Annotated in this window: 25 protein-coding genes and 2 pseudogenes; 17 read left to right on the top strand and 10 right to left on the bottom strand. The window is 70.9% G+C overall.

Annotated elements, in window-relative coordinates:
• The first annotated feature begins 227 nt into the window (after positions 1 to 227).
• Entirely contained in the window at positions 228 to 494 is a 267-nt protein-coding gene (locus QFZ76_RS51655; protein ID WP_373464260.1) for a hypothetical protein, read from the top strand.
• A 153-nt stretch (positions 495 to 647) separates the two neighbouring features.
• Positions 648 to 1274 (top strand): GntR family transcriptional regulator, encoded by a 627-nt coding sequence (locus QFZ76_RS04545; protein WP_307679926.1) that lies wholly within the window; start codon positions 648 to 650, stop codon positions 1272 to 1274.
• 16 nt (positions 1275 to 1290) lie between these two features.
• Here the strand turns inward: QFZ76_RS04545 and QFZ76_RS04540 are convergent, their stop codons facing one another.
• The 3 genes from QFZ76_RS04540 to QFZ76_RS04530 are packed head-to-tail and all read right to left on the bottom strand — an operon-like array spanning position 1291 to position 3843.
• Positions 1291 to 1632, bottom strand: a complete 342-nt coding sequence (locus QFZ76_RS04540; RefSeq protein WP_307672461.1) for a cupin domain-containing protein — start codon at positions 1630 to 1632, stop codon at positions 1291 to 1293.
• A 2-nt stretch (positions 1633 to 1634) separates the two neighbouring features.
• Complete coding sequence (locus QFZ76_RS04535; RefSeq protein WP_307672460.1) at positions 1635 to 2432, bottom strand: carbon-nitrogen hydrolase family protein; 798 nt, start codon at positions 2430 to 2432, stop codon at positions 1635 to 1637.
• 55 nt (positions 2433 to 2487) lie between these two features.
• Positions 2488 to 3843 (bottom strand): MFS transporter, encoded by a 1356-nt coding sequence (locus QFZ76_RS04530; protein WP_307672459.1) that lies wholly within the window; start codon positions 3841 to 3843, stop codon positions 2488 to 2490.
• Between the two features lie 120 nt (positions 3844 to 3963).
• Here QFZ76_RS04530 and QFZ76_RS04525 point away from each other — a divergent pair, with 120 nt between their 5' ends.
• Positions 3964 to 4650, top strand: a complete 687-nt coding sequence (locus QFZ76_RS04525) for a DUF2848 domain-containing protein (protein ID WP_307672458.1) — start codon at positions 3964 to 3966, stop codon at positions 4648 to 4650.
• Positions 4651 to 4691: 41 nt separating this feature from the next.
• Here the strand turns inward: QFZ76_RS04525 and QFZ76_RS04520 are convergent, their stop codons facing one another.
• On the bottom strand, positions 4692 to 5294 hold the full coding sequence (locus QFZ76_RS04520) for a hypothetical protein (protein ID WP_307672457.1): 603 nt from the start codon (positions 5292 to 5294) through the stop codon (positions 4692 to 4694).
• A gap of 124 nt (positions 5295 to 5418) precedes the next feature.
• On the opposite strand from QFZ76_RS04520, the gene QFZ76_RS04515 reads away from it, so the two are divergent.
• From QFZ76_RS04515 to QFZ76_RS04495, 5 genes are all read left to right on the top strand, one after another.
• Positions 5419 to 6069 carry a hypothetical protein gene (locus tag QFZ76_RS04515; protein WP_307672456.1) on the top strand — a complete coding sequence of 217 codons (651 nt, stop codon included), beginning with the start codon at positions 5419 to 5421 and terminating at the stop codon, positions 6067 to 6069.
• A gap of 122 nt (positions 6070 to 6191) precedes the next feature.
• Positions 6192 to 6398, top strand: a complete 207-nt coding sequence (locus tag QFZ76_RS04510) for a helix-turn-helix domain-containing protein (RefSeq protein ID WP_307672455.1) — start codon at positions 6192 to 6194, stop codon at positions 6396 to 6398.
• A 140-nt stretch (positions 6399 to 6538) separates the two neighbouring features.
• Complete coding sequence (locus QFZ76_RS04505) at positions 6539 to 6985, top strand: SRPBCC domain-containing protein (RefSeq protein ID WP_307672454.1); 447 nt, start codon at positions 6539 to 6541, stop codon at positions 6983 to 6985.
• On the top strand, positions 6982 to 7350 hold the full coding sequence (locus tag QFZ76_RS04500; RefSeq protein WP_307672453.1) for a helix-turn-helix transcriptional regulator: 369 nt from the start codon (positions 6982 to 6984) through the stop codon (positions 7348 to 7350). The genes QFZ76_RS04505 and QFZ76_RS04500 overlap by 4 nt, the downstream gene beginning before the upstream one ends.
• A gap of 32 nt (positions 7351 to 7382) precedes the next feature.
• The gene (locus QFZ76_RS04495; protein WP_307672452.1) at positions 7383 to 7868 is read left to right on the top strand and encodes a hypothetical protein; all 486 of its coding nucleotides are present in this window, start codon (positions 7383 to 7385) and stop codon (positions 7866 to 7868) included.
• Between the two features lie 11 nt (positions 7869 to 7879).
• Here the strand turns inward: QFZ76_RS04495 and QFZ76_RS04490 are convergent, their stop codons facing one another.
• A complete protein-coding gene (locus QFZ76_RS04490; protein WP_307672451.1) occupies positions 7880 to 8302 on the bottom strand; it encodes a DUF6223 family protein in 423 nt (140 codons plus the stop codon).
• Positions 8303 to 8552: 250 nt separating this feature from the next.
• Here QFZ76_RS04490 and QFZ76_RS04485 point away from each other — a divergent pair, with 250 nt between their 5' ends.
• The 4 genes and pseudogenes from QFZ76_RS04485 (at position 8553) to gap (ending at position 12447) form a co-directional block, all read left to right on the top strand.
• Positions 8553 to 9677 carry a sensor histidine kinase gene (locus QFZ76_RS04485; protein WP_307672450.1) on the top strand — a complete coding sequence of 375 codons (1125 nt, stop codon included), beginning with the start codon at positions 8553 to 8555 and terminating at the stop codon, positions 9675 to 9677.
• Positions 9674 to 10337, top strand: a pseudogene (locus QFZ76_RS04480) (response regulator). Before QFZ76_RS04485 ends, QFZ76_RS04480 begins: the two are co-directional and overlap by 4 nt.
• A gap of 54 nt (positions 10338 to 10391) precedes the next feature.
• Complete coding sequence (locus tag QFZ76_RS04475) at positions 10392 to 11348, top strand: GlxA family transcriptional regulator (RefSeq protein ID WP_307672449.1); 957 nt, start codon at positions 10392 to 10394, stop codon at positions 11346 to 11348.
• Positions 11349 to 11448: 100 nt separating this feature from the next.
• Positions 11449 to 12447, top strand: coding sequence for a type I glyceraldehyde-3-phosphate dehydrogenase (gene gap, locus QFZ76_RS04470; protein ID WP_307672448.1), 999 nt, complete (start codon positions 11449 to 11451; stop codon positions 12445 to 12447).
• A 25-nt stretch (positions 12448 to 12472) separates the two neighbouring features.
• Here the strand turns inward: gap and QFZ76_RS04465 are convergent, their stop codons facing one another.
• Positions 12473 to 13213, bottom strand: coding sequence for a class I SAM-dependent methyltransferase (locus QFZ76_RS04465; RefSeq protein ID WP_307672447.1), 741 nt, complete (start codon positions 13211 to 13213; stop codon positions 12473 to 12475).
• Positions 13214 to 13375: 162 nt separating this feature from the next.
• Here QFZ76_RS04465 and QFZ76_RS04460 point away from each other — a divergent pair, with 162 nt between their 5' ends.
• The 4 genes and pseudogenes from QFZ76_RS04460 (at position 13376) to QFZ76_RS04445 (ending at position 16239) form a co-directional block, all read left to right on the top strand.
• Positions 13376 to 14104, top strand: coding sequence for a DUF4097 family beta strand repeat-containing protein (locus QFZ76_RS04460; protein WP_307672446.1), 729 nt, complete (start codon positions 13376 to 13378; stop codon positions 14102 to 14104).
• 121 nt (positions 14105 to 14225) lie between these two features.
• Positions 14226 to 15405: pseudogene (locus QFZ76_RS04455) on the top strand (PP2C family protein-serine/threonine phosphatase).
• Positions 15406 to 15631: 226 nt separating this feature from the next.
• On the top strand, positions 15632 to 15988 hold the full coding sequence (locus QFZ76_RS04450) for a hypothetical protein (RefSeq protein WP_307672445.1): 357 nt from the start codon (positions 15632 to 15634) through the stop codon (positions 15986 to 15988).
• 83 nt (positions 15989 to 16071) lie between these two features.
• Complete coding sequence (locus QFZ76_RS04445; protein WP_266446283.1) at positions 16072 to 16239, top strand: hypothetical protein; 168 nt, start codon at positions 16072 to 16074, stop codon at positions 16237 to 16239.
• A gap of 741 nt (positions 16240 to 16980) precedes the next feature.
• Here the strand turns inward: QFZ76_RS04445 and QFZ76_RS04440 are convergent.
• Positions 16981 to 18186: an erythromycin esterase family protein gene (locus QFZ76_RS04440; RefSeq protein ID WP_307672444.1), complete on the bottom strand. Its 1206-nt coding sequence runs from the start codon at positions 18184 to 18186 to the stop codon at positions 16981 to 16983.
• A gap of 58 nt (positions 18187 to 18244) precedes the next feature.
• Here QFZ76_RS04440 and QFZ76_RS04435 point away from each other — a divergent pair, with 58 nt between their 5' ends.
• Complete coding sequence (locus QFZ76_RS04435; RefSeq protein ID WP_307672443.1) at positions 18245 to 18994, top strand: TioE family transcriptional regulator; 750 nt, start codon at positions 18245 to 18247, stop codon at positions 18992 to 18994.
• Positions 18995 to 19247: 253 nt separating this feature from the next.
• On the opposite strand, the gene QFZ76_RS04430 is transcribed toward QFZ76_RS04435, so the two are convergent.
• The 3 genes from QFZ76_RS04430 to QFZ76_RS04420 all read right to left on the bottom strand — a co-directional run bounded on the left by QFZ76_RS04430 (position 19248) and on the right by QFZ76_RS04420 (position 21749).
• Entirely contained in the window at positions 19248 to 20663 is a 1416-nt protein-coding gene (locus tag QFZ76_RS04430; RefSeq protein WP_307672442.1) for a DEAD/DEAH box helicase, read from the bottom strand.
• Between the two features lie 235 nt (positions 20664 to 20898).
• A complete protein-coding gene (locus tag QFZ76_RS04425; RefSeq protein ID WP_307672441.1) occupies positions 20899 to 21048 on the bottom strand; it encodes a hypothetical protein in 150 nt (49 codons plus the stop codon).
• Positions 21049 to 21191: 143 nt separating this feature from the next.
• Positions 21192 to 21749: a pyridoxamine 5'-phosphate oxidase family protein gene (locus QFZ76_RS04420; RefSeq protein WP_307672440.1), complete on the bottom strand. Its 558-nt coding sequence runs from the start codon at positions 21747 to 21749 to the stop codon at positions 21192 to 21194.
• Positions 21750 to 21802: the final 53 nt, after the last annotated feature.

The raw sequence follows: 21802 nt of genomic DNA, 5'->3' as shown, positions 1-21802 counted from the left end.
CCCGATATGCCCTGTCAACGGGACATTGCTGCCAGGCGCCTTGGGGCGGGGAGCCGGGGGTGCGCGACTCGTCGCGGCGAACGCTGCGGCGGACCGTGCGTCGACACGCTCCGCCGGGCAACAGTCCACGACCTCGGCGCGGCCGCCGTCGGCGGGTCCGCCGGCGCAGGCCGGGCCCTGGCCGCGACGTCCTCGCCGAAGCGCTCTCGGCCATCGACGATTCCGGTGTGGACGTGGCACAGCGCCTGGAGACCCTGCGCAGGCTCGTCCGCCTGAGCCGTGACGAGCCCGGACTGCGTGCCGTCTGGCTGGAGGCGCACTTCGACGCCGAGGGCATTCTCGCCGGCTTGATCGCCGAGGGCACCGATCGCTCCGCGGACGACCTCGCTGTCCGTCTGGAAGCGGGCATGATGAACACCGCGCTGCGCGTCGCGGCCGAGCACTGGGCCCTCCAGCCCCACGAGCCGACCCGTCTCCCGGCCGCCGGCCGATGATCCACCTCCCGGCCACCGACTCCCGGCGCCGGCGGTGAGGTGGAGGCCTGTTCCCGCCGGGAGTCGGGACGAGGCTCTGTTCGGAGGCCCGCCCGGTCCCGGGCCTCGTGGTAGCTTCCGTATACAAGGTGTATGCGACGGTTGGGGGTAGTGGTGGCGTCCGGTCGGGAGAAGGCGTACGCGTACCTCAAGGACACGGTGCTGACAGATCCGGCGATGCAGGGGGAGTTCCTCTCCGAGCAGGACCTCGCCGACCGGATCGGAGTCTCGCGCACCCCGATCCGGGAGGCGCTGCTGCTGCTCGCGGCCGAGGATCTGGTCGAGCTGGTGCCCAAGCGCGGGGCGCGGGTGGCGCCGTTGTCCGGCCGGCAGATCTCCGAGCTGATGGAGCTGCGCGGGATGGTCGAGCGGTACGCGGCCGAGCGGGTCATCGCCACGGACAGGGTGCCGCTCCGGCAGCTCAACGAACTGCTGGACCGTCAGGCCGGCCTGGACGGGCCCGAGCAGGCCAAGGAGTTCATCGCGGTGGACCACCTCTTCCACGCGACGCTGGTGTCGGCCGTGGGGAACACCCTGCTGGAGCGGCACTACGACGGGTTGCGCAGCCGTCAGGTCCGGGCCGGTGTGGTCGCGCTGTACAACCAGCAGGGGCGCCAGGAAGGGGTGCTCGACGAGCACCGGGCGATCGTGGAGGCGCTCGCCGCCGGTGACGCGGCGGCCGCCTGCCTGGCGATCGACAACCATCTGGATTCCACGCTGAAGGTCCTGCTCGCCGGCTGAACACGTGCCCCGTGGGTCAGTCCGGGTAGGTGATCACCAGCATGGTGACGCCTTCGGGCGCGGTCCACGGGCCGTGCGGCATGCCCGGCGGTCGGCACGCGTAGGTGCCCCGGGCGAACGTCTCGTCGAGGGTCAGATCGTGCAGGGCGCCGTCGAGGATGTACACCTCCTCCCAGAACGCGTGCCGTGCCACGCCCTGGGCGGAGCTGTCGGTGCCCGGATCCCAGCGCACGAGGACGGTACGGCGCGCCCTGCGCGCGTCCTCGGCCAGTACCCGCTCGGCCACCCCGGGGGCGGCGTTTTGCGGCGCCGTCCAGGGCCCGGCGGGCAGGTGGAACTCCAGTTCCGGCTTGGGCACGGCTATACCCCCAGTCGGCGGTTGGCGAGTACCGGGATCTTCTCCCGGACCGCGGCCACCTCGTCGATGTCCACGTCGGCCACGAGGAGCTCGGGTTCCGCGTCGAGGCGGTGGCGCAGAGTCCCGTCGGGGCCGACGAGCGCGCTGTGTCCGATGCCGGTGGGTGCCGTGCCGCGGGCGACGACTCCCGCAGCGGCCGGGTCGGCCTGGCCGACGGCGGCGACCCACACCGTCGCGTCCAGCGCCCGGGCCCGCACCAGCAGCTCCCACTGGTCGGCCTTGCCCGGGCCGGCCCCCCAGGAGGCCGCCAGCAGGGTGGCCACCGCTCCCGTGTCGGCGTGGGCGCGGAACAACTCGGGGAAGCGCACGTCGTAGCAGGTGGCCAGCCCGAGGCGTACGCCGTCCACGTCGATCGTGACGATCCGCTCGCCCGGGGCGACCGTCTGGGACTCGGCATACCCGAAGGCGTCGTAGAGGTGGATCTTGTCGTACGACGCCTCGACGCCCGGCCCTGTGGCCAGCAGGGTGTTGGTCACCCGCCCGTCGGCGGCCGGGGTGAACATGCCGGCCACCACCACGATGTGCGCCGCCTCGGCGATCTCGCGCACCGCGGTGGCCCACGGGCCGTCCAGGGGTTCGGCGACGGCTGTGAGGTCGGTGCCGAAGCAGGCCATGGACGCCTCCGGGAACACGGCGACGCTCGCGCCCGCTTCCGCGGCACGTGACGTCCACTCCTCGATGAGGCGGAGGTTCTTCTCGGGGTCGGCGCCGGTGGTCAGCTGGCTCAACGCGATGCGCACGGGGCACCGCCTTTCTGCGTCGGGAGGGAAGCGGGGCAGGGGCGACGGGAGGCCGTCACACCACTTGGGCCGGTTCGGCCCGCCGGGAGGCGGCGAGTCGGGCGTCCTCCTCCATGGCCGGGGCGGAGTCCCGGCCCAGGCAGAGCCCGCCGACGGTGACGACCGCCGCCACGGCGATGTACAGCGCCAGCGGGACCCAGCTGTCGTAGGAGCTCAGCAGCGCGGTGAACAGCAGCGGAGCGACCGCGCCGCCGATGAGTCCGGCGAGCGTGTAGGCCAGCGAGGAGCCGGTGTAGCGCAGCCGGGGCGAGAACTGCTCGGCGACGAAGGCCGCCTGCGGTCCGTACATGAAGGAGTGGATGGCCAGGCCCACGACGACGCCGGACATGAGCAGCATCCAGCTGCCGCCGTCGACCAGAAGGAAGAACAGGAAGGGCCACACCCCGGCGGCGACGGCGGAACAGCCGTACAGCAGACGCCGGTTGACGCGGTCGGAGAGGGCGCCCGCCAGCGGGATGAGGAACACCTGCAACGAGGAGCCGACCAGGACGGCCGTCAGCGCGGAGTCGCGCGACATGTCCAGCCTGTCGGTCGCGTAGGTGAGCACGAAGACGGTGAACATCGCATACAGCACGTCGGGTGCGACCCGGCTGAGGATCGCGGCGAGCAGGGCGCGGGGCTGGGTGGTGAACACCTCGCGGATCGGCGCCTCGGGGCGGGACTGCTCGGCCTCCATGGCCTTGAAGACCGGTGTCTCCTCCAGCTTGGCCCGGATCCACAGACCGAAGCCGACCAGTACTCCGGACAGCACGAACGCCACCCGCCAGCCCCAGGACAGGAACTGGTCCTCGGTGAGCAGGACGCCGAGGGCCGCCAGCACACCGTTGGCGAGGAGGTTTCCAGCGGGCGGTCCGACCTGCGCCGCGGAGGCGTAGAAGCCGCGGCGGCGCGGATCGCCGAACTCGCTCGACAACAGCACGGCCCCGCCCCACTCGCCGCCGACCCCGACGCCCTGCGCGAAGCGCAGCACGACCAGCGCGATCGGTGCGGCGACGCCGGCGGTGTCGTACGCGGGCAGCAGGCCGATGAGAAACGTGGCCACCCCGATGAGGACCAGGGTGGCGATGAGGACCTTCTTGCGGCCGATCACATCGCCGAGACGGCCGAAGACGAAGCCGCCGAGCGGGCGGGACACATAGCCGACGGCATACGTGGAGAACGCCAGGAGTGTGCCGGTCAGAGGGTCTTCCGAGGGGAAGAAGAGGTCACCGAAGACCAGTGCCGCGGCGGCGGAGTAGACGGCGAAGTCGTACCACTCCAGAGCGGTTCCGGTGAGGCTGGCGAAGAAGGCCCGGCGCATGCCGGAACGGTCGGGGAGAGCCGCCTGATCGCCCTGCGGGGTGTGCTGCATACGTCCGAATCCTTGCGTCGAGGGGACATCGACCTTTCGGCATACTTCTTGTATACAGGTCGTATGCGCAACCCCTGCGCCGGAAGTTAACCGCTTCGAAACGCCCCCCGAGGAGATCCTGTGGCCGTGCTGACCTTCGAGCTGCCCGACGGTTCCACCCGCGATGTCGACGTCCAGCGGGTACTCAACGCCGGCTACGCCGGGCGCAGCCAGGACGACGTCGCCGCGCACGTCGCGGAACTCGCCGAGCTCGGAGTCCCCGCCCCCACCGTGACGCCCGCGCTCTACCCCGTCTCGCCCTACCTGGCCCAGCAGACCGACCGCGTGGCCGCCCAGCACGCCCGCACGTCCGGTGAGGCCGAGTGGGCCCTGGTCGTGGCGGCGGACGGGGAACTGCTGCTCACCGCGGCCTGCGACCACACCGATCGCGATCTGGAAGTGCACGGCGTGGCCTGGAGCAAGAACGCCGGTCCGGATGTGCTCGCCCGCCGTGCCTGGCGCCTGGCCGACGTCGAGCAGCGGCTCGACGAGCTGACCCTGCGGGCCTGGGTCAGCCACGACGGGGAGGAGAGCGAGATCCAGCACGGCACGCTGGCCGAGTTGCTCACCCCCGCCTACTGGGCGGACGTACTGCGCTCCCGAGGTGACCTGGTGCCGGGCACGGTCCTCATCTCGGGGACCATCCCCATGGCCGAGGGCGTGGACCAGTTCGCCGACGGCTGGCGGGTGGAACTGGGCGACCCGGTCACCGGGGACAGCATCCGGCTCTCCTACGACGTGGTCCCCATGCCCGAGCCGATCGGCTGACCGCAGGGCATGGCACCGGGCCGCCCGCACCGCCCGGGCGGTCAGTCGTGCGGGTGCAGCAGGTCTTGGCGCTGACGGTCTCGTGGCCGTCGTCGGCCGGGGCGATTGTGCACGCGGAAGGGCCGCTTGCCGTGCCCGGTGTCGACGACCTCGACGATCGCGTGGTCGACCTGCGACACGTCGGCGTCGGCCGGGGCGAGGGCGGCCGGGCGCTGGGAGACCTGCTCCATCAGTCCGGCGTACTCGGCCTCGTAGTCGGGGGTGACGGTCTGGTCGCCGGGGTGGCCGCCGGTGGTGAAGTGGTTGGTGCCGGAGGTGAAGGAGCCGGGCACGACGATGGTCGTCTCGATGTTGTCCTCGCCGCGGCGGGAACGGCCGACGACCGCGACCCGTGCCCCCATGGCCACCGCGTAACGGATGGCCAGGGTCCCGATGCCGCCGGCGCCGATGACCGCGACGCGCGAGCCGGCCGTCGCGCCCCCCTTGCGCAGACCGTTGAAGGCGGTGAGGCCGGTGCACATCAGGGGAGCGGCGGCCACTGGGTCGAGCCCGGCGGGCAGGGGAGTGACGTAGTCGGCCTTGAGGACGGCGTAGTCGGCCAGGTCCGGCTCGGGCCTGCTGTAGGCCTGTTCCGTCTGTGACACGACTGTGGCCGGAGGTGTGGCTTCCACCACGCCGGACGGATCACCGCCGGACCAAGATCAACGGATGCCCAGAGACCTCACAAGTCCCAGACGTCCCTTACTCGTTGCACCAAGCCGCCCCGTCGTGGCGGTGCTCGCCGCGGTCGGCGTCGTCGCCGGCGTACTGACCGGCTGGCCGGCCTTCGACACCGTCAACGGCTGCGGGTTCCCCGTCGATCGGTACCCGTCCGCAACCGCACGGGACTGGGTCGACCACGCCGACGTCGTGATCGTGGGACGCGCCGTGCGGGAACGGGAGAGCGGCCGCAGGGAGTTGGCCGCCGGTGCTTACCTCTACCAGCTCGAGCGCACCGTCGAACTGACGCGAGAGTCCCTCCCGTTCACCTCTCCCGCCCGTTCGCACCCCAACGTCGGCGCCGCCGTCGACTACATCGCCCCCGGCTGGAAGATCCTCCGGTCCGACGGCAGCACCCGCGTCGACGACCTCGTGGGAGACGCCCCGCGGGTCGTCCCCGGCCATACCTACATCCTCGCCCTGCGGTGGCAGGACGACCGCTGGGTGGCCCTCGGTGAGGGCGCGGTCGTACCGTTCGACGACCAGGTCGTGGGCCGTGGGGAGTGGTGCGGGGACGTCCTGGATACCGACGGCTTCGCCGAGGGCGAGCGGGTCTCACGGTACGACGACCACAGCCTGGAGAAATCCATGATCGGCCGGGGCGAAGACGCGCTCACCCGCGAACTCGACCGTGCGGCACGGCAGAAGAGCAACGGCTGAGCCCCCTGGCCCGGGCGCCCCGCCCACAGTGCGTACAGCAGGTACGGCACCGCCCGGCCTCGCCGCCAGGGACGCCTGCGCTTCACCGACTTGCACCGGCAGGTACCGGGGATCCGCAACGGATGCTGACGCTGACACTCCGGAACCTGGAGCGCGACGGCCTCGTGTCCCGGACCGCGTACGCCGAGGTCCCGCCGCGAGTCGAGTACGACCTGCCTCCCACCGGGCGGAGCCTCATGCCGCCGGCGCTCGGGCTCGCCGGCTGGGCGATCGAGCACATCACGGAGATCGAGACCAGCAGGGCGGCCCACGGTGACCGAGCGGGATGATCCCGGTACGCCGGGGGGCGACGGGGTTACTGCTGCGGGCCACCACCGTTGGATCGGAGTGCAACTCGCGGGTTGCACCTGGAATCGCGATGTGCAACTCTGGAGTTGCACACAACGACGGCAACGAATGGAGTCACCTCATGAGCGAGGACCGGATCGAGCGCGAGACCCTGATCGCGGCACCCCTGGAGCGGGTCTGGTCGCTGGTGGCCCAGCCCGGGTTCTGGGTGGCCGACAAGGCGAGCCTGCCCGGCACCGTGGCCAGGGAAGGCGAGTCGATGGTGGCGAAGAACGCGGAGCACGGCGACTTCCCGGTGCGCGTGGAGAAGGTCGAGCCGCCCACCTACCTGGCGTACCGCTGGACCAGCGCCTTCCCCGGGGAGGAACTGCGCGAGGACAACAGCACCCTCGTGGAGTTCACGCTGACCCAGGAAGGCGAAGGCACCCGGCTGCGCGTCGTCGAGAGCGGCTTCGCGGCACTGGCCGGGTCCCAGGAACTGCGCAGCCAGAACCTGAAGGACCACACCGCGGGCTGGCCGCTGGAGCTCGACGCGCTCAAGACGCGCGCCGAACAGCCCTCCGCGTGACGGACGAACGTGCCGCCGCCGGCGAGGCGGTGGACAGCGTCCTCGCCGCGCTGGCGGACCCGACCCGACGCCGGCTGCTCGACCTGCTCGCCGCACGGGGCGAGGCCACCGCGACGACACTCGCCGAACCACTCCCCGTCTCCCGGCAGGCAGTGGTCAAGCACCTCGCCGTCCTGGACGCCGCCGGTCTGGTCTCCGGCAGCCGGGTCGGACGCGAGATGCGCTACGCGGTACGGCCCGCGGCACTGGACGCGACGGCCCGGTGGATGGCCTCACTCGCGGCCGACTGGGACCGGCGCCTGGCGAACATCAAACGCGTCGCCGAGGCAGCGGAGCGGGACTCGCGCTCGACACCACCCGACTGACTCGACACGAACCGACCGAAGGGAAGCACGCTGTGGACACGACAGCACTGCGCAGCGCCTACGACAGGCTGCTCGACGTTGCGGCCGGCCCCGACCTCGGCGACGCGGACGACGGAGGATGGAACGCCGACCAGATTCTGGCCCATGTCCTCAGCGTCGATGCCGGGACCGCAGCGGCCGCTCTCGCCGTCGTCGCCGGCTCGCGCCCCGCCTTCGACAACCGGGTCTCCCTCGACCCCTGGAATCTCGACCGGATCATCGCCGAGCACTCCGGCAGGGCGGACCTGATGGGCCACGTCCGCAACCAGGCCACCGTCCTGTGCGATATCGCCGATCAGCTCAACGAGGAAACCGCCGCGGTTCTGGTTCCGACGTTCCTCCAGTCCAACGGGGCCCTGGTGCTGGACCAGCCGATTCCGCTCGCGGCCCTCATCAATGGCCTCGCCACGGACCACGTACCGGGGCACACCCAACAGCTCCTCGACCTTCGCGTCGCTGCCCCTGGCCCACCTGGATGAGCAGCTCGCGGTCAGGCGGTGCGGCGGGAGCGGGCCAGGGCCAGCCCGCCGAGAACCAGCGCGATCAGCCCCACCACCAGGGCGACGATGGCCCCGCCCAGCCCGTTGCCGGTGCCGATACCACCGTCGGAGGTGGCCACGACCAGCCCACCGAGGGCCATGGCGATCAGTCCGGCCGCCAGCGCCAGGGTGGTTCCGAGCCGCCCGGAGCCGGAGCCGGAGCCGGTGCCGGTGCCGAAACGGCCGGTGGGGCGGGCCAGGGCCAGTCCGCCGATGACCACGCCGACCAGCCCCAGCACGGCGGCCGAGGAGGCCCCGAGGCGCCCGGCACTCATGGCGTAGACACCGGCGGCGACCGGTTGGACCGACATGCTCGCGGCCGCCGACGCGGCCATCACCAGTCCGACTGACGTCAGGGCTCCTGATGGGCTCATGTCCCTCTCCTCTTTCCTATTTCCTGTGTCTCGTTTCGTACGTCTCGTCTCCGAGGTTCGGAGGTGGCTCGAGCATGTCGCCGGACGGGCCGCCGGTCGTCCGTCAGACGGAGTCACTTCGCGCTGCCGCCGAGGACGCGCCCGGCTGCCGCGGACGCCGCTGGCGCCGTGAAAGTACTGCGTACGCGGTAGTCGGCCGCTCGTCCGCGAGCGGGACTCGCGGCTGGCGGCATCCGGCTAGGGTGCGCGCATGAGTACAGGACGGTCCGGTGTTCCGGCCGGCGTCAGAGACTGGGCGATCGCCGTCGGCGTGGCGGCGACGCTGCTGGTCACCGGGCTGTCCGGACAGCACTCCGTGACGGGCCTCGACCTGCTCGGCTACGCGCTGCTGGTGGCCGGCGGCCTGGCGCTGGCCGCGCGCCGCCGGGCTCCGGTGCCCGTCCTGGCCGTCACCGGGCTGTGCGCGGTGGGTTATCAGGCGGCCGGCTTCGACGTGCCCGCCGTCGCGTACCTCTTCGCGGTGTACGCGGCCGTACGGGCGGGACACCGCACCCTCACGGTGGCGGCGAGCGTGACCATGCTGGCCGCTCTCCCGCTCGCGGCCCTCGTCTCCCTGCACGATGCGAGCGAGGCGTTCGCGCAGGCCCGAGGCGCCCTCGAGCTGGCCTGGCTGATCGCGGCCGGCGCCGCGGGCGAAGCGTTGCGACAGGCCGAGCGGCGGGCGGACGAAGCCGAGCGCACCCGGGAGGAGACCGCGCGGCGCCGCGCCGACGAGGAGCGGCTGCACATCGCGCGGGAGTTGCACGATTCGCTCACCCACCAGATCTCGGTCATCAAGGTGCAGGCCGAAGTCGCCGTCCACGTGGCCCGCAAGCGCGGCGAAGAGGTGCCGCAGGCACTGCTGGCGATCCAGGCGGCCGGGCGTGAGGCGACCCGGGAGCTGCGCGCCACCCTGGGAGCACTGCGCGACGACGTCACGACCCCGCCGCGCGGGCTCGACCATGTCCCGGACCTGGTGGAACGGGCCCGTGTGATCGGCCTGGACGCGACATTGACGATCGAAGGACAGCGGCACGCCGTGCCGGCAGCGGTGGACCGGACCGCCTATCGGATCGTCCAGGAATCGCTCACCAACATCGCCCGGCACGCCGGCGCCGCTACCGCGTCGGTCCGGATCGACTGCCGTCCGGACTCCCTCGCGATACGCGTCGACGACGACGGCAGGGGCACACCGGACACCGCCGCGGTGCCCGGCGTCGGCCTGCTCGGGATGCGCGAACGCGTCACCGCCCTCGGCGGCCGGCTGCGAGCGGAGCCGCGTGGCGAGGGCGGCTTCACCGTCCAGGCCGAACTCCCCGTGGACCGGACGTCATGATCCGAGTCCTGCTGGTCGACGACCAACCGCTCCTGCGCAGCGGATTCCGCGCGCTCCTCGACCTCGAAGACGACATCGAGGTGGTGGCCGAGGCCGCCGACGGTGAGGAGGCCCTGGTCCTCACCGAGGAACACCTGCCCGACATCGTGCTCATCGACATCCAGATGCCGGTCGTCGACGGCATCGAGGCGACCCGGCGCATCGCCGCCGACCCGGCCCTGTGCCGGGGTACACGTCGTCATCCTGACCAACTACGGCTTCGACGAGTACGTCTTCGACGCACTGCGCGCCGGCGCAGCCGGGTTCCTCGTCAAGGACATCGTGCCGGAGGACTTCCTCCATGCCGTACGCGTCGCCGCGCGCGGTGACGCCCTGCTCGCACCGTCGATCACCCGCAAGCTGATCAACCGGTACGTCACCCAGCCGCTCCACACCGACGTCGGCGCGGGACTGAAAGAGCTGACCAACCGCGAACGCGAGGCCGTCGCCCTGGTCGCGCAGGGCCTGTCCAACGACCAGATCGCCGACCGCATGGTGATCAGCCCGACGACCGCGAAGACCCACATCAACCGGGCCATGGCCAAGCTCCACGCCCGTGACCGAGCCCAACTCGTCGTCCTGGCCTACGAATCCGGCCTGGTCACCCCACGCAACGCCTGACCTCGAAGGAACTCTTCCGGGGGCTCAGCCCTCATCCGTGCGTACCCTGTCCCCGTGTCAGCCTCCCGCCTCCGTCGCGTCGCCGTTCTCGTGCTGGAAGGCGCGAAGCCCCTCGATGTCGGCATCCCCGCCCAGGTGTTCACCACGCGCGCGAGCATGCCGTACGAGGTACGGCTGTGCGGTGCGGCACCTGGTCTGGTGACCGGCGGCGACGGCCTTTCCTACCACGTCGCCCACGGCCTCGACGCGCTTGCGTGGGCCGACATCGTGTTCATCCCCGGCTACCGGTTCCCGGACCGCGACGATCCGCCGCAGGCCGTCGTCGACGCGCTGGTCGCCGGCCATGAGCGGGGTACACGGCTCGCCGCCATCTCGACGGGCGCCTTCGCGCTCGCCGCGACGGGCCTGCTCGACGGCAAGCGCGCCACGACGCACTGGCATTACACACGGGCACTCAGGGCGAAGCATCCGCTCGTCCAGGTCGACGAGAATGTTCTGTTCATCGACGAGGGCAGCGTGCTCACGTCGGCCGGCGCCGCCTCGGGCATCGACCTGTGCCTGCACATTCTGCGCGGCGACCTCGGGGTGGCCGCGTCGAACCACGCGGCCCGGCGCCTGGTCGCGGCTCCCTACCGCAGCGGCGGTCAGGCGCAGTATGTGCCGCGCAGCGTGCCCGAGCCGCTCGGCGAGCGCTTCGGCGCCACCCGAGAGTGGGCGCTGCACCGGCTCGGCGAGCCCCTCACCCTAGAGATACTCGCGCGGCAGGCCGCGGTCTCGCCGCGCACGTTCTCGCGGCGCTTCGTCGAAGAGACCGGGTACACGCCGATGCAGTGGGTCATGCGCGCACGCATCGACCTGGCCCGCGAACTGCTGGAACGTTCGCAGCGCAGCGTCGAGCAGATCGCCGCCGACGTCGGCCTCGGCACCGGTGCGAATCTGCGGCTGCACTTCCAGCGCATCCTCGGCACCACACCGAGTGAGTACCGGCGCACCTTCGCCCCGGGCGAGTAGCCCTGCCACTGGCGCGATCCTTGCGAACCGTGGCGATCGCGCCACTGTCAGGGGCGGAAGCCGCGAGCGAACCTGGTGGGGAACCGAAGGGAGACCATTCATGACTCGCATCGCCGTCAACGGATTCGGCCGCATCGGGCGCAATGTGCTGCGCGCACTGCTCGAACGCGACAGCGACCTCGAGGTCGTCGCCGTCAACGACCTCACGGAGCCCGCCACCCTCGCGCGGCTGCTCGCCTACGACACCACGGCCGGCCGGCTCGGTCGTCCGGTGACCGTGGACGGGGACGCCCTCGTCGTCGACGGCCGTCGCATCACGGTGCTCGCCGAGCGCGAACCGGCGCAGCTGCCATGGGCCGAACTCGGTGTCGACATCGTCCTCGAGGCGACCGGCCGCTTCACGTCGGCCAAGGCTGCCCGCGCTCACCTCGACGCGGGTGCGAAGAAGGTGCTCGTCAGCGCGCCCTCGGACGGCGCCGATGTCACGCTGGCGTTCGGGGTCAACACGGACGCGTACGACCCAGCCGTGCACACGATCGTCTCGAACGCCTCGTGCACGACCAACGCGCTCGCACCACTGGCATCGGTGCTCGACGAACTCGCCGGTATCGAGCACGGCTTCATGACGACGGTGCACGCCTACACGCAGGAGCAGAACCTGCAGGACGGTCCGCACCGCGACGCCCGTCGTGCCAGGGCCGCCGCCGTCAACATCGTGCCGACGACGACCGGCGCCGCCAAGGCGATCGGCCATGTGCTTCCGAACCTGGACGGCAAGCTGTCGGGCGACTCGATCCGGGTACCGGTTCCGGTGGGTTCCATCGTCGAGCTCAACACGACCGTCGCCCGCGACGTCACACGCGACGACGTGCTGGAGGCGTACCGCTCCGCGGCACAGGGGCCGCTCGCCGGCATCCTCGAGTACTCGGACTTCCCGCTCGTCTCCTCCGACATCACGGGCAATCCGGCCTCGGCGATCTTCGACTCGGACCTGACCCGCGTCGACGGCCGCCACGTGAAGGTGGTCGCCTGGTACGACAACGAGTGGGGCTTCTCGAACCGTGTGATCGACACGCTGGAACTCCTCGCCACTCCCTGACGTCACGACGCGTGAACAAGGCCGGTCAGTCGGCGGTTTTCTCCCAGACCGAGACGTGCCGGCCGCTCTCGCTGGTGAAGGGCTCCCGCGTCCATCCCTCCCACCGCTCGCGCAGTCGCAGCCCGGCGAGCTGGGCCATTAGGTCGAGTTCGGACGGCCACACATACCGGAAGGGGATCGACCGGTACTCACCACGGCCGTCGACGACTTCGACGTAGTTCGAACTCGTCGCCTGGGTGGCGACGTCGTAGACGTCGAACGCCCACCGCGTCGGGCTCACGTGGAACGGCACGACGCTCTGCCCCGCCGGGAGCTTGCGCAGTTCGGGGATCATGACCTCGATGACGAAACAGCCCCCGGGTTCCAGGTGAGCCGCCGCATTGCGGAAACAGGCCACCTGGGCCGCCTGCGTCGTCAGATTCATGATCGTGTTGAAGAGCAGGTAGGCGACGGAGAACGTCCCGTCCACCCTGGTCGTCGCGAAGTCACCGATCGTGACGCCGATCGCGGCACCGCCTGGTTTGGCACGCAGCCGGGCCACCATCGCCCGTGACCGATCGATGCCGTGGACCGGGACTCCGTGACGTGCCAGCGGCAAGGCGATGCGTCCCGTCCCGATGCCCAGCTCAAGGGCCCGGCCGCCGCCGGCCAGCTCCGCCAGGAAGCCGGCCGTCGTCTCCACGACACTCGGGTCGAACATGTCCGCTGACGACTCGTCGTAGGCCGCCGCGACCCGTTCTCCGAAGTAACCGTCCTGATCGTCCATCGCCAGACCGTACTGCGGGAGCCCTTCGCGCCGCGCGTGGATTTCGCCCGGGGGCGGGGCCGGCAGCCGGCTTCGGTACTGACCGGTGGCCTGGCCATGACGGTGCCGGGTCGGGGCATTCGTAGCGGCATGAAGGCGATACCGACAAGGCGGGTGCTGTCCGTGACCGTCGTGCTGACGGTTCTTCCCGTCGCCGTGTCGTGCGGTGACCATGGGGGCGGGGCGTCCAACGGCTCGGTCGCGGCGGGACCCGCCCTTGGGGCCTCCGGTCGTCACCTGGTCATCACGACCGACAACGGGCTGCTGCTGCGCCCCGCGGACGGTCACCGGGCCATCGTGGACGACCGTGCCGGTGCCGATTGGTCGCACCGCGACGGCACATGGACCCTCGACCTCTCGTGTGCGGACCGGGCCCGGGGCGGGGGAGCGTGTCCCCGCATGCCCTACGTCAAGGTCCCGGACGGCGTGAGCGTCACGGTCAGTGCCCGCAACGCGGGCATCGACGCGGCTGACATCGCTGCCGCGTTGGACCTGACGACCCTCAACGGCGACGTGACGGTCACCCGATCCGGAGACGACGATGCCGCGGTACGGCTGTCCACCCGCAACGGCTCGGTGCGCGCGACGGCCCTCGACACGCCTCGGCTGTACGCGGCGACCACCAACGGCGATGTGAAGCTCGCCTGCGCTACCGCCCCGTCGAGCGTCACCGCGACGACCACCAATGGCTCGGTCGGCGTCACCGTCCCGCACAACGCCCCTGCCTACGCGGTCACCGCGGGCACGGACAACGGTCGCGCCACGGTCGCCGTCCCCACGCGGGACGTTCCCCACGGGCCCAGCATGACGCTGACCACGGTCAACGGTGACGTCGACGTACGCAGGGACTGAACCCGGCACCACACGTCGAGCCCCATACGGCGAGCCACGGCCGACGCCCGCCGGCTCCTCGTGCCGTGGGCCGACCTCGACCTGCGGATCACGGCGCCGGGTGTGAGGCTGGGGCCAGACGATCAGTCCACTAGGCGGTGATGACGTGACGGCCGAGGTCAGCGACGAGCAGCTCAGGGAATTCCTCGCCGACCCTGTCAACTCCACACTCGAGTTGTCCACCGCGGTGGCCCGCTGCACAAAGGCACTGGGACTTCAGCACGCCGTGGTGTACCTCGCCGACCTGCAACAACGCAGCCTCGTCCCGCTGACCGACATTGCCTCCACCCTGCCGATCGACGGCTCGCTGGCGGGCTGGACCTATCGCACACAGTCACTCCGGGTCGAGGAGTCGGGGACGGACGGGATGACGGCCTGGTTCCCACTGCTCGACGGAGCCGAGCGCCTTGGAGTCCTCGCCGTGCACGCCCGTGTGCTCACGGCGGCATCACTCACTCGCGGCAGAGCACTCGGCGCACTGCTCAGCAGGACTCCTTCGTCCGCCGGACGCGCGTCGAACCCATGCTGCTGCCCGCCGAACTGCTGCGGGCGTTTCTCCCTCCGCGCACGATCGGCAACGGGCACGTCATCTCCACGGCCGTACTCGAGCCTGCCTAAGAGATCGGCGGCGACGCCTTCGACCATTCCCTGACGGACACGACGCTGCACGCCACCGTCCTGGACGCCATGGGGCACAACCTCGCCTCAGGACTGACCAGCGCCGTCTCCCTCGCCGCATGCCGCAACGCCCGGCGCACCGGCGCGGATCTGTCCGAACTGGTCGACCTCGTGGACCAGGCGCTCGCCGAGTGTTTCCCGATCAGTTCTGTACGGGCGTACTGACCCAGTTGGACCGCGCCACCGGGATGCTGCGGTGGGCCAACTGCGGTCACCCCGCGCCCCTTCTCATCCGTGACCAGCAGTTGATTGTCGACGCGCTCGAACGTGAGCCGGACCCGCCGATGGGACTGCCGTTCCTCTTGGCAGGACGACCGCGCCGGATTCACGAATGCGCCCTGCAACCGGGCGACCGGGTGTTGCTCTACACCGACGGCGTCACCGAGGCGCGCACCCGCGACAACAACCTCTTCGGCCTCGAACGCTTCGCCGACTATGTCATCCGGGCGACGGCCGCCGGAGAACTCGCATCCGAAACGCTGAGGCGTCTGATCCACTCCATCCTGGACGCGAAGTCCAGTCACCTGCGCGACGATGCGACGATCCTGCTGCTCGAGTGGCAGCCGCCCACCCGGCTGGCGTAGCGCAGGGCAAGAGAGCGCGATCTTGGCGCATCAAGGAGCACCTCACTCGCACATTGAGTGGGAAATCTGCAGCACGTGTGCCCGAATGCTGAATATCTCTGGGGCGTGTAACACGGCGGCGGACCCATGACGCAGACATGCACGTACCCGTGTGCCGAGTTGCGCGGGAAACGCGGAGACATTGCCGTACTCCGGCTTGCAAGATCATGAGTCAGATGGGAAATCAGTGAGCAATCCCGACCCGGTGCCCGGATACCACTCCTACGACCAGCCCCCGACCGGCCCGCGCCCCTACCAACGGGACCAGGCCGGTGCCCGACGCGCAGCCCTGGCCATCCACACGATCGCTGACATCGCCGCCGGCTTCCTGGGCCTGTGGATTCTGCTCCACCTGCTCGGGGCCAACGAAGCGAATGTCTTCGTCGAGTTCGTGCACGGAACGGCCGATTGGCTGGCCTGGTGGTCGCAGGACATTTTCACCATGGAAACAGAGGGCCTTCGAGTGTTCCTCAATTACGGTCTGCCCGCCGTGCTTTATCTGCTCGTCGGTCACGGGATCGCCGCGCGGCTCAACCGTGCATGACCGCATTACCGGCCTTGAGAGCCCCCAGAATTTCGCGGCGCGGCCAGGCCGCCCGGAGTACGACACCGATAAGGATCAGCCCAGTGAAAACCAACTCAGCCGAAAACGATCACCTGCCGGTCTACGAGAGCTTGGTGCGTGAACGCGGGGATGCCGTGGCGGAAGCCCGCGTGGTGGCCGAAGAGACGCACCACCAGGTGACGCAAGCACTGAACTGGCATGACGCAGTTCAACCGGAGTCCGAGTCCTGAGCGATTTGGACTCCCTGCTGTTGACCACCGAGTGCGGAACTACGACCCGCATACCTGGGGAGCGCCCGGCTGGTGCGCCGAGCACGGCTACGACGGTCCGCCGGTCCCAGACCGGGCCAAGCGCATGACGCCGCAGGACTTCCAGACCCGGCGCGCTCGAAGTCGCCGTAGACCGGCTGCTCGTTGGCCGGGAGGTCCACCCCGCGGGCTGAGGAGATCGTGGGCGTCGACATCGAGGAGCTGGACCGGGCCGGGCATGAGGACTTCGTATCGGAGACGGACTTCTGGGAAGCCGACACTGGGCTGCTGCTGCCCGGCCTGATCAAGGGCCGCACGCGTGGCCCCCGACCGGGCAGGCCGTCTCGCCCGGAGATGTGTGCTCGTGCACCGGGCCGGCGCGGTGTCGTACGGGCAGGCCCGCCCGCTGCCGGACCCGCAATCCGCGCCGGCCGGGCGGGGCACCGGCTGGGACCTGCACCAAGGGAGGCGCTCCGGCCTGACCGTCTCGGGAGCCGGAACGAGCCTGCTGATGCCTTTGGCTGAGCGAGGCACGACAATCCGGAGAACGTGAAGCGCTGCTTCAAGTCGTCACCGGAGCCCATCGCATCGCGGAAGCCACCAGCTTGCCGGCACCCGGGGCGGCAGGCGCTTACCGGTCGTAGGCGTATGCGCGTTGACGGGGCCGGACAGCCTCTCGCGCAGTCCGAGGCGCCCCGACACGCCGGACTGCTGATCGTGGCACTAGCTCTGCGGGACGTCTTTGACGAACACCAGGCCGTCGCTGCCCGCCAAGTGGGCTGGGTCGAACGGGGCGTAGCCGAACCAGGGGGATACGCGGAGCGCGGGCCGCGTGGTGTCGAGGGCGGTGGCCAGCCGCGGAGCGTCGATGACGCAGCGGTCCTCCGGGAGTGCGTAGAGGAGTCCTTCGACGGTGTCCGGCGGCGGGGCGCCCACTCCCTGGTGCCGGATCGTGCCGAGGGCCGTGGCAAGGAAGGCGTACTCCTCGCCCAGGTGGGCGCTCACGATTGCGCCGGCGCTCCACCACTCCAGCAGCGGCTGGTCCCACATCCGCATCGTGCTCTTCGCCCGCTGGAGATGGGAGTTGTGGGCGTGGACGAGTGCCGGGCCCCGTTCGGCGACGGCGAGGAGGTTGTCGGCCATCATCTGGTCCCGCAGGCCCACCAGCCGGGTCATGCGGGCCGGTGAGGTGTCGGCCATCCAGTAGTGGTAGCGCAGCAGGCCGACAGCGGTACGCCCGTACAGGCGGGCCCGGTCCCAGCCGTCCCGCGAGGTCGCCGTGATCAGGTGCGGCGTCTGCGCGTCGAGCAGCGCCACCAGATCGTCGGCGAGCAGCCGCAGCCGACTGGCCTCGGCCGACTGCCCCACGGACTGGGACGGGTCCGTCATCGCGCCGGGATGGGTCCACCGGTCGTCGGTGCCCAGCAGGCGGTCGAGTGTTTCCGCGGTGCAGGGGAGCAGCACCGCGTCCAGGTGGGCCGCGAGGTAGCTGTGGAGTGCGGTGAGGGTCTGCCGGGGGCTCGCGGCGTGGGTGATCTCCAGCGGGCCGTCGGCACCCGTGAAGCGGAGCCGCTCGGACGTGGGCCGGCCGTCGTTGTGGGCGCGCATCCAGCGCACCAGCTCGCGGTTGGCCGCGGACGTGCCCCACCCGTGGCTGAATCCGTGCTCCATGACCTCGTCGAGGGTGCCCGTGCCCGAGGTGACGTAGTCGTCCACGACCAGGCCCCTCACGCAGTCGCTCTCGATCGCGATCGTCCGGTAGCCCTCCTGCTCGACGAGCTGCCGGAAGAGTTCGTTGCGCAGGTCGAGCAGAGTGTCCTCGCCGTGGGTGGGCTCGCCGAGGGCGAGCAGCCGAGGCCGGGCCGGAAGCAGCTTCATGACGGCGGCGGCCTCGAAGGCATGAGTGGTGTCGCTGATGTCAGTGGCCATGCCTTCAACGGTATCGTTGAACCTTCCGTTGAAACTTTCCCGCGATATGGTCAGGTCCGTGGGACAGAACCTTCAAAGCGGCAGGCAGCTCAGGCCGGTTGACCTGGCGCGCGAGCACGGCCTGTCCACGCAGGCGGTCAGGAACTACGAAGAGGCCGGCATCCTTCCGGCCGCCGGTCGCACACCCCACGGCTACCGCACCTACACCTCGCTGCACGCGGGGGCACTGCGCGCGTTCCTCGCCCTGGTACCCGGCCACAGTCACCGGACGGCGACGTCGATCATGAGGGCCGTGAACCAGGGCACGGTCGATGAGGCATTCCGGCTCATCGACGAGAGCCACGCCCAGCTCCTCGACGATCGGCGGACGCTCCAGGCCGTGGAGAGCGCCCTCCGCGGCCTGCAGCCCACCACGGCCTCCGCGCCCGGCACAGTGTCCGAGCCGGCCGCGGTGTCCGGGGCCGGCGGCACGTTCATCGGGCCGCTGGCGGCGGAACTCGGAATCCGGCCCGCGACGCTGCGCAAGTGGGAGCGCGCCGGGCTGGTGCGCCCGTGCCGCGACCCGCTGACCGGGTACCGCGTCTACGACGAGGCCGACGTACGGGACGCCCGGCTGGCTCACCAACTCAGGCGGGGCGGCTACCTGCTGGAGCAGATCGCCCCGCTGATCACCCAGGTACGGGCGGCCGGCGGGCTGGAGCCGCTGGAGGCCGCGCTGCGCGACTGGCACGGTCGGCTGTCCGCCCGCGGGCGGGCGATGCTGACAGGTGCCGCAGCGCTGGAGGCGTACCTCCGCGAGCGCGGATGAGACCTCCGCAGTCGGCCGAAGAGAAACACGGGGAGAGGAGAGCGCGACACGCACCCTGAGGTGGCGTGTGCGCGGCCTTGTGCAGGGATGTGCGCCAGGGCCAGAACGACTGAGTTCCGGCGCCCGCGCCCGGCCGCATCGTGGTACGCGCGTCGGCGTGACCGTCACGGGACCCGTCAGGAGCCGGACGCCCTCGCCGTGGACGACGACGTCCTGCACGCCCGGCTCGCGCAGATCACCGAGTGGTGCGGCGTCAGCGGCCCTTGCGTACCCGGGCCGCCGCGCGGGCCTCCGCGGTCTTGCGGGCCTCGGCGGCTTTGCGGGACTCCTTCGCGGGGCGGCCCGGACGGGTGCCGAGGCCACGGAAAGGGGCGTTGCCGCTGCCCTTCGACTCGATCGGCGGGCGCTTCGCCCCGGTGATGGCGGTCAGCTTCTCCTCGCCGGAGCGCACCTGCGTGACCGTCGGCCGGATGCCCGCCTCGGACATCATCCGGTTCACATCGCGGCGCTGGTTGGGGGTGACCAGGGTGACCACGTTCCCGGACTCCCCGGCGCGCGCCGTGCGCCCGCCACGGTGCAGGTAGTCCTTGGCGTCGGCCGGCGGGTCGACATTGACGACGAGGTCGAGCGCGTCGATGTGAATGCCCCGCGCCGCGACGTTGGTGGCCACCAGCACGGTGATCTCACCGTCCTTGAACTGGCCGAGCGTGTGCGTGCGCTGCGGCTGCGACTTCCCGCTGTGCAGGGCGGCCGCCCGTACACCGCTGGCCCGCAGGTGACGGGTGAACTGGTCCACGCCCGCCTTGGTGTCCAGGAACATCAGGACCCGGCCGTCGCGCGCGGCGATTTCGGTCGCGGTCGCGTACTTGTCGGCGCCGTGGATGTTCAGCACGTGGTGTTCCATCGTCGTGACGGAGCCCGCGAGCCGGTCGACCGAGGCGAGAACCGGGTCGTGCAGGTAGCTCCGCACCAGCTGGTCGACGTTGCGGTCGAGCGTGGCCGAGAACAGCAGCCGCTGCCCGTCGGAGGGGACCTGGTCCAGGACGTCGGAGACTTGCGGCAGGAACCCCAGGTCGCACATCTGGTCCGCCTCGTCCAGCACCGTGATCCGCACATGGTTCAGGACGCAGTCCCGACGCGACACCAGGTCGGCCAGCCGCCCCGGCGTCGCGATGACCACCTCGGCGCCGGTCTTCAGCTCCGCCGACTGCCGGTTGATCGACAGCCCGCCGACGACCGTCGCCAGGCGTACCTTCAGCGTCTGCGCGTACGGTGCCAGCGCGTCGCTCACCTGCTGTGCGAGTTCCCGGGTCGGCACCAGGACCAGAGCGAGCGGCCGCTTCGACTCCGCTCGCAGGCCTGCCGTCCGCACGAGCAGCGCAAGCCCGAAAGCCAGCGTCTTGCCGGAGCCGGTCCGCGCGCGGCCGAGGACATCGCGGCCGGCCAGCGCGTTCGGAAGGGTCGCCGCCTGGATCGGGAAGGGCTCCGTCACCCCGAGGCCGGTCATCGTCCTCACCAGCTCCGGCGGCAGCCCGAGCGCGTCGAAGGACCCGGCCGGCGGCAGGCCCGGGGACACCGTCTGCGGCGTCGGGAGTTCGCCCAGCGGCGCTGCCGCCCGCTGGGACTTGCCGGCGCGGGAGAGCCCAGGGGCCGGCGGCTTCGCGTTCATGGGGAACCTTCCTGATCTGGCGCCCGGAACGCGCCGGGGCCCGTACCGAGTGGTACGGGCCCCGGCGGTGTCGAAGCGTGCCCCCATTTTACCAGCGGCGGCGCGGGAGTCCGCCGGTCCGGTCGGCGCACTCCGGACATGGGGCGATGGCTGCGCGAGGAGCGGTCCGACAGTCCGAAGATGTCGGCCACGACTGTGATCGGGAGGAGGCTCACGGCGACACCGATGATCGCGGTCAGCAGCGGCAGTCCGGCGGCGACCGGGTCCGGAAGGGATCACCGGCGCTGTCGTCCTGAGGGCCGTCGGCCGGCTTGGTGACGGCCTTCCCGATGGCCGTCCTGTGGTCGGCCGCGGTCACCTTCTGCCCGTCCGGGGCGACGAACACGACCCGCGCGCTTCCGCTGTCGGCCGTGGCCCCGGGGAAGCGCTGCGCCTCGATGCCCTGACTGGCACCTCACTACTGAGGGGGCAGTACAGCTGTGGTCACCGGATATCCCTCCGGTACAACGGCTGCCGGGCGCGGGGACGTCAGCAGGACGGGTCCGGCGCGTCCCACGGAACGGTGCCCGACACCCAGTGGGTGAGCCCTTCCGCCTGGTCATGGCCGGCCAGGTGGCGTGGCGGAGTCGCGTAGGTGGCGTAGGGCCGGCAGCGGATGACGACGCGGTCCTCCTTCTCGGCCATCGCTTCGACGAACGGCCGGGCGTCCGCACCGAGTTGCCCGCCGGACATGCGCTCGCCGACCGCCGTCATCACGTCGACCACGAGGCCGCGGTAACGCTCGACCACCGCGTTGGCGTACACCTGGAGGTAGGTGAAGGGCCACCGCTCGTCGAGGAGGCAGAGACCGACCTTGCCGTACCGCTGGACGAAGCGCCCCTTGCCTCGTCCCGCCTGCGTCGACACGAGCAACTCGTCGTTGTCGGTCGGCACGTAGTACACGACCGACATGGCCGGGCCGTCGCTGCGGCGCCGGTAGCCGAACACGCAGGTGCGGTGCGTGCGGACGAACTCCCTTCGTTCCGAGGGGAGCATGTCCCGGTCGGTCGGAGCCGTGAACGGATCGGTGGTGAACGGAAGCAGCATGTCGGAATGACCTCCTGTGGTGGGCAGAGGATGCGTCGGCGGGTCCAGGTGAG

The organism is Streptomyces sp. V4I2 (assembly GCF_030817655.1).
Taxonomy (GTDB): Bacteria; Actinomycetota; Actinomycetes; order Streptomycetales; family Streptomycetaceae; genus Streptomyces; species Streptomyces plumbiresistens.
Note: the sequence above shows the minus strand (reverse complement) of the source record. Positions and strands in the feature narration are given on the sequence as shown.

Bases quoted from the DNA above. Each gene is read 5' to 3' on its own strand.
- QFZ76_RS04530 (WP_307672459.1), bottom strand. From the start codon at position 3,843: ATGCAGCACACCCCGCAGGGCGATCAGGCGGCTCTCCCCGACCGTTCC.
- QFZ76_RS04510 (WP_307672455.1), top strand. From the start codon at position 6,192: ATGCTGACGCTGACACTCCGGAACCTGGAGCGCGACGGCCTCGTGTCC.
- QFZ76_RS04505 (WP_307672454.1), top strand. From the start codon at position 6,539: ATGAGCGAGGACCGGATCGAGCGCGAGACCCTGATCGCGGCACCCCTG.
- QFZ76_RS04490 (WP_307672451.1), bottom strand. From the start codon at position 8,302: ATGAGCCCATCAGGAGCCCTGACGTCAGTCGGACTGGTGATGGCCGCG.
- QFZ76_RS04485 (WP_307672450.1), top strand. From the start codon at position 8,553: ATGAGTACAGGACGGTCCGGTGTTCCGGCCGGCGTCAGAGACTGGGCG.
- gap (WP_307672448.1), top strand. From the start codon at position 11,449: ATGACTCGCATCGCCGTCAACGGATTCGGCCGCATCGGGCGCAATGTG.
- QFZ76_RS04465 (WP_307672447.1), bottom strand. From the start codon at position 13,213: ATGGACGATCAGGACGGTTACTTCGGAGAACGGGTCGCGGCGGCCTAC.
- QFZ76_RS04440 (WP_307672444.1), bottom strand. From the start codon at position 18,186: ATGGCCACTGACATCAGCGACACCACTCATGCCTTCGAGGCCGCCGCC.
- QFZ76_RS04430 (WP_307672442.1), bottom strand. From the start codon at position 20,663: ATGAACGCGAAGCCGCCGGCCCCTGGGCTCTCCCGCGCCGGCAAGTCC.
- QFZ76_RS04420 (WP_307672440.1), bottom strand. From the start codon at position 21,749: ATGCTGCTTCCGTTCACCACCGATCCGTTCACGGCTCCGACCGACCGG.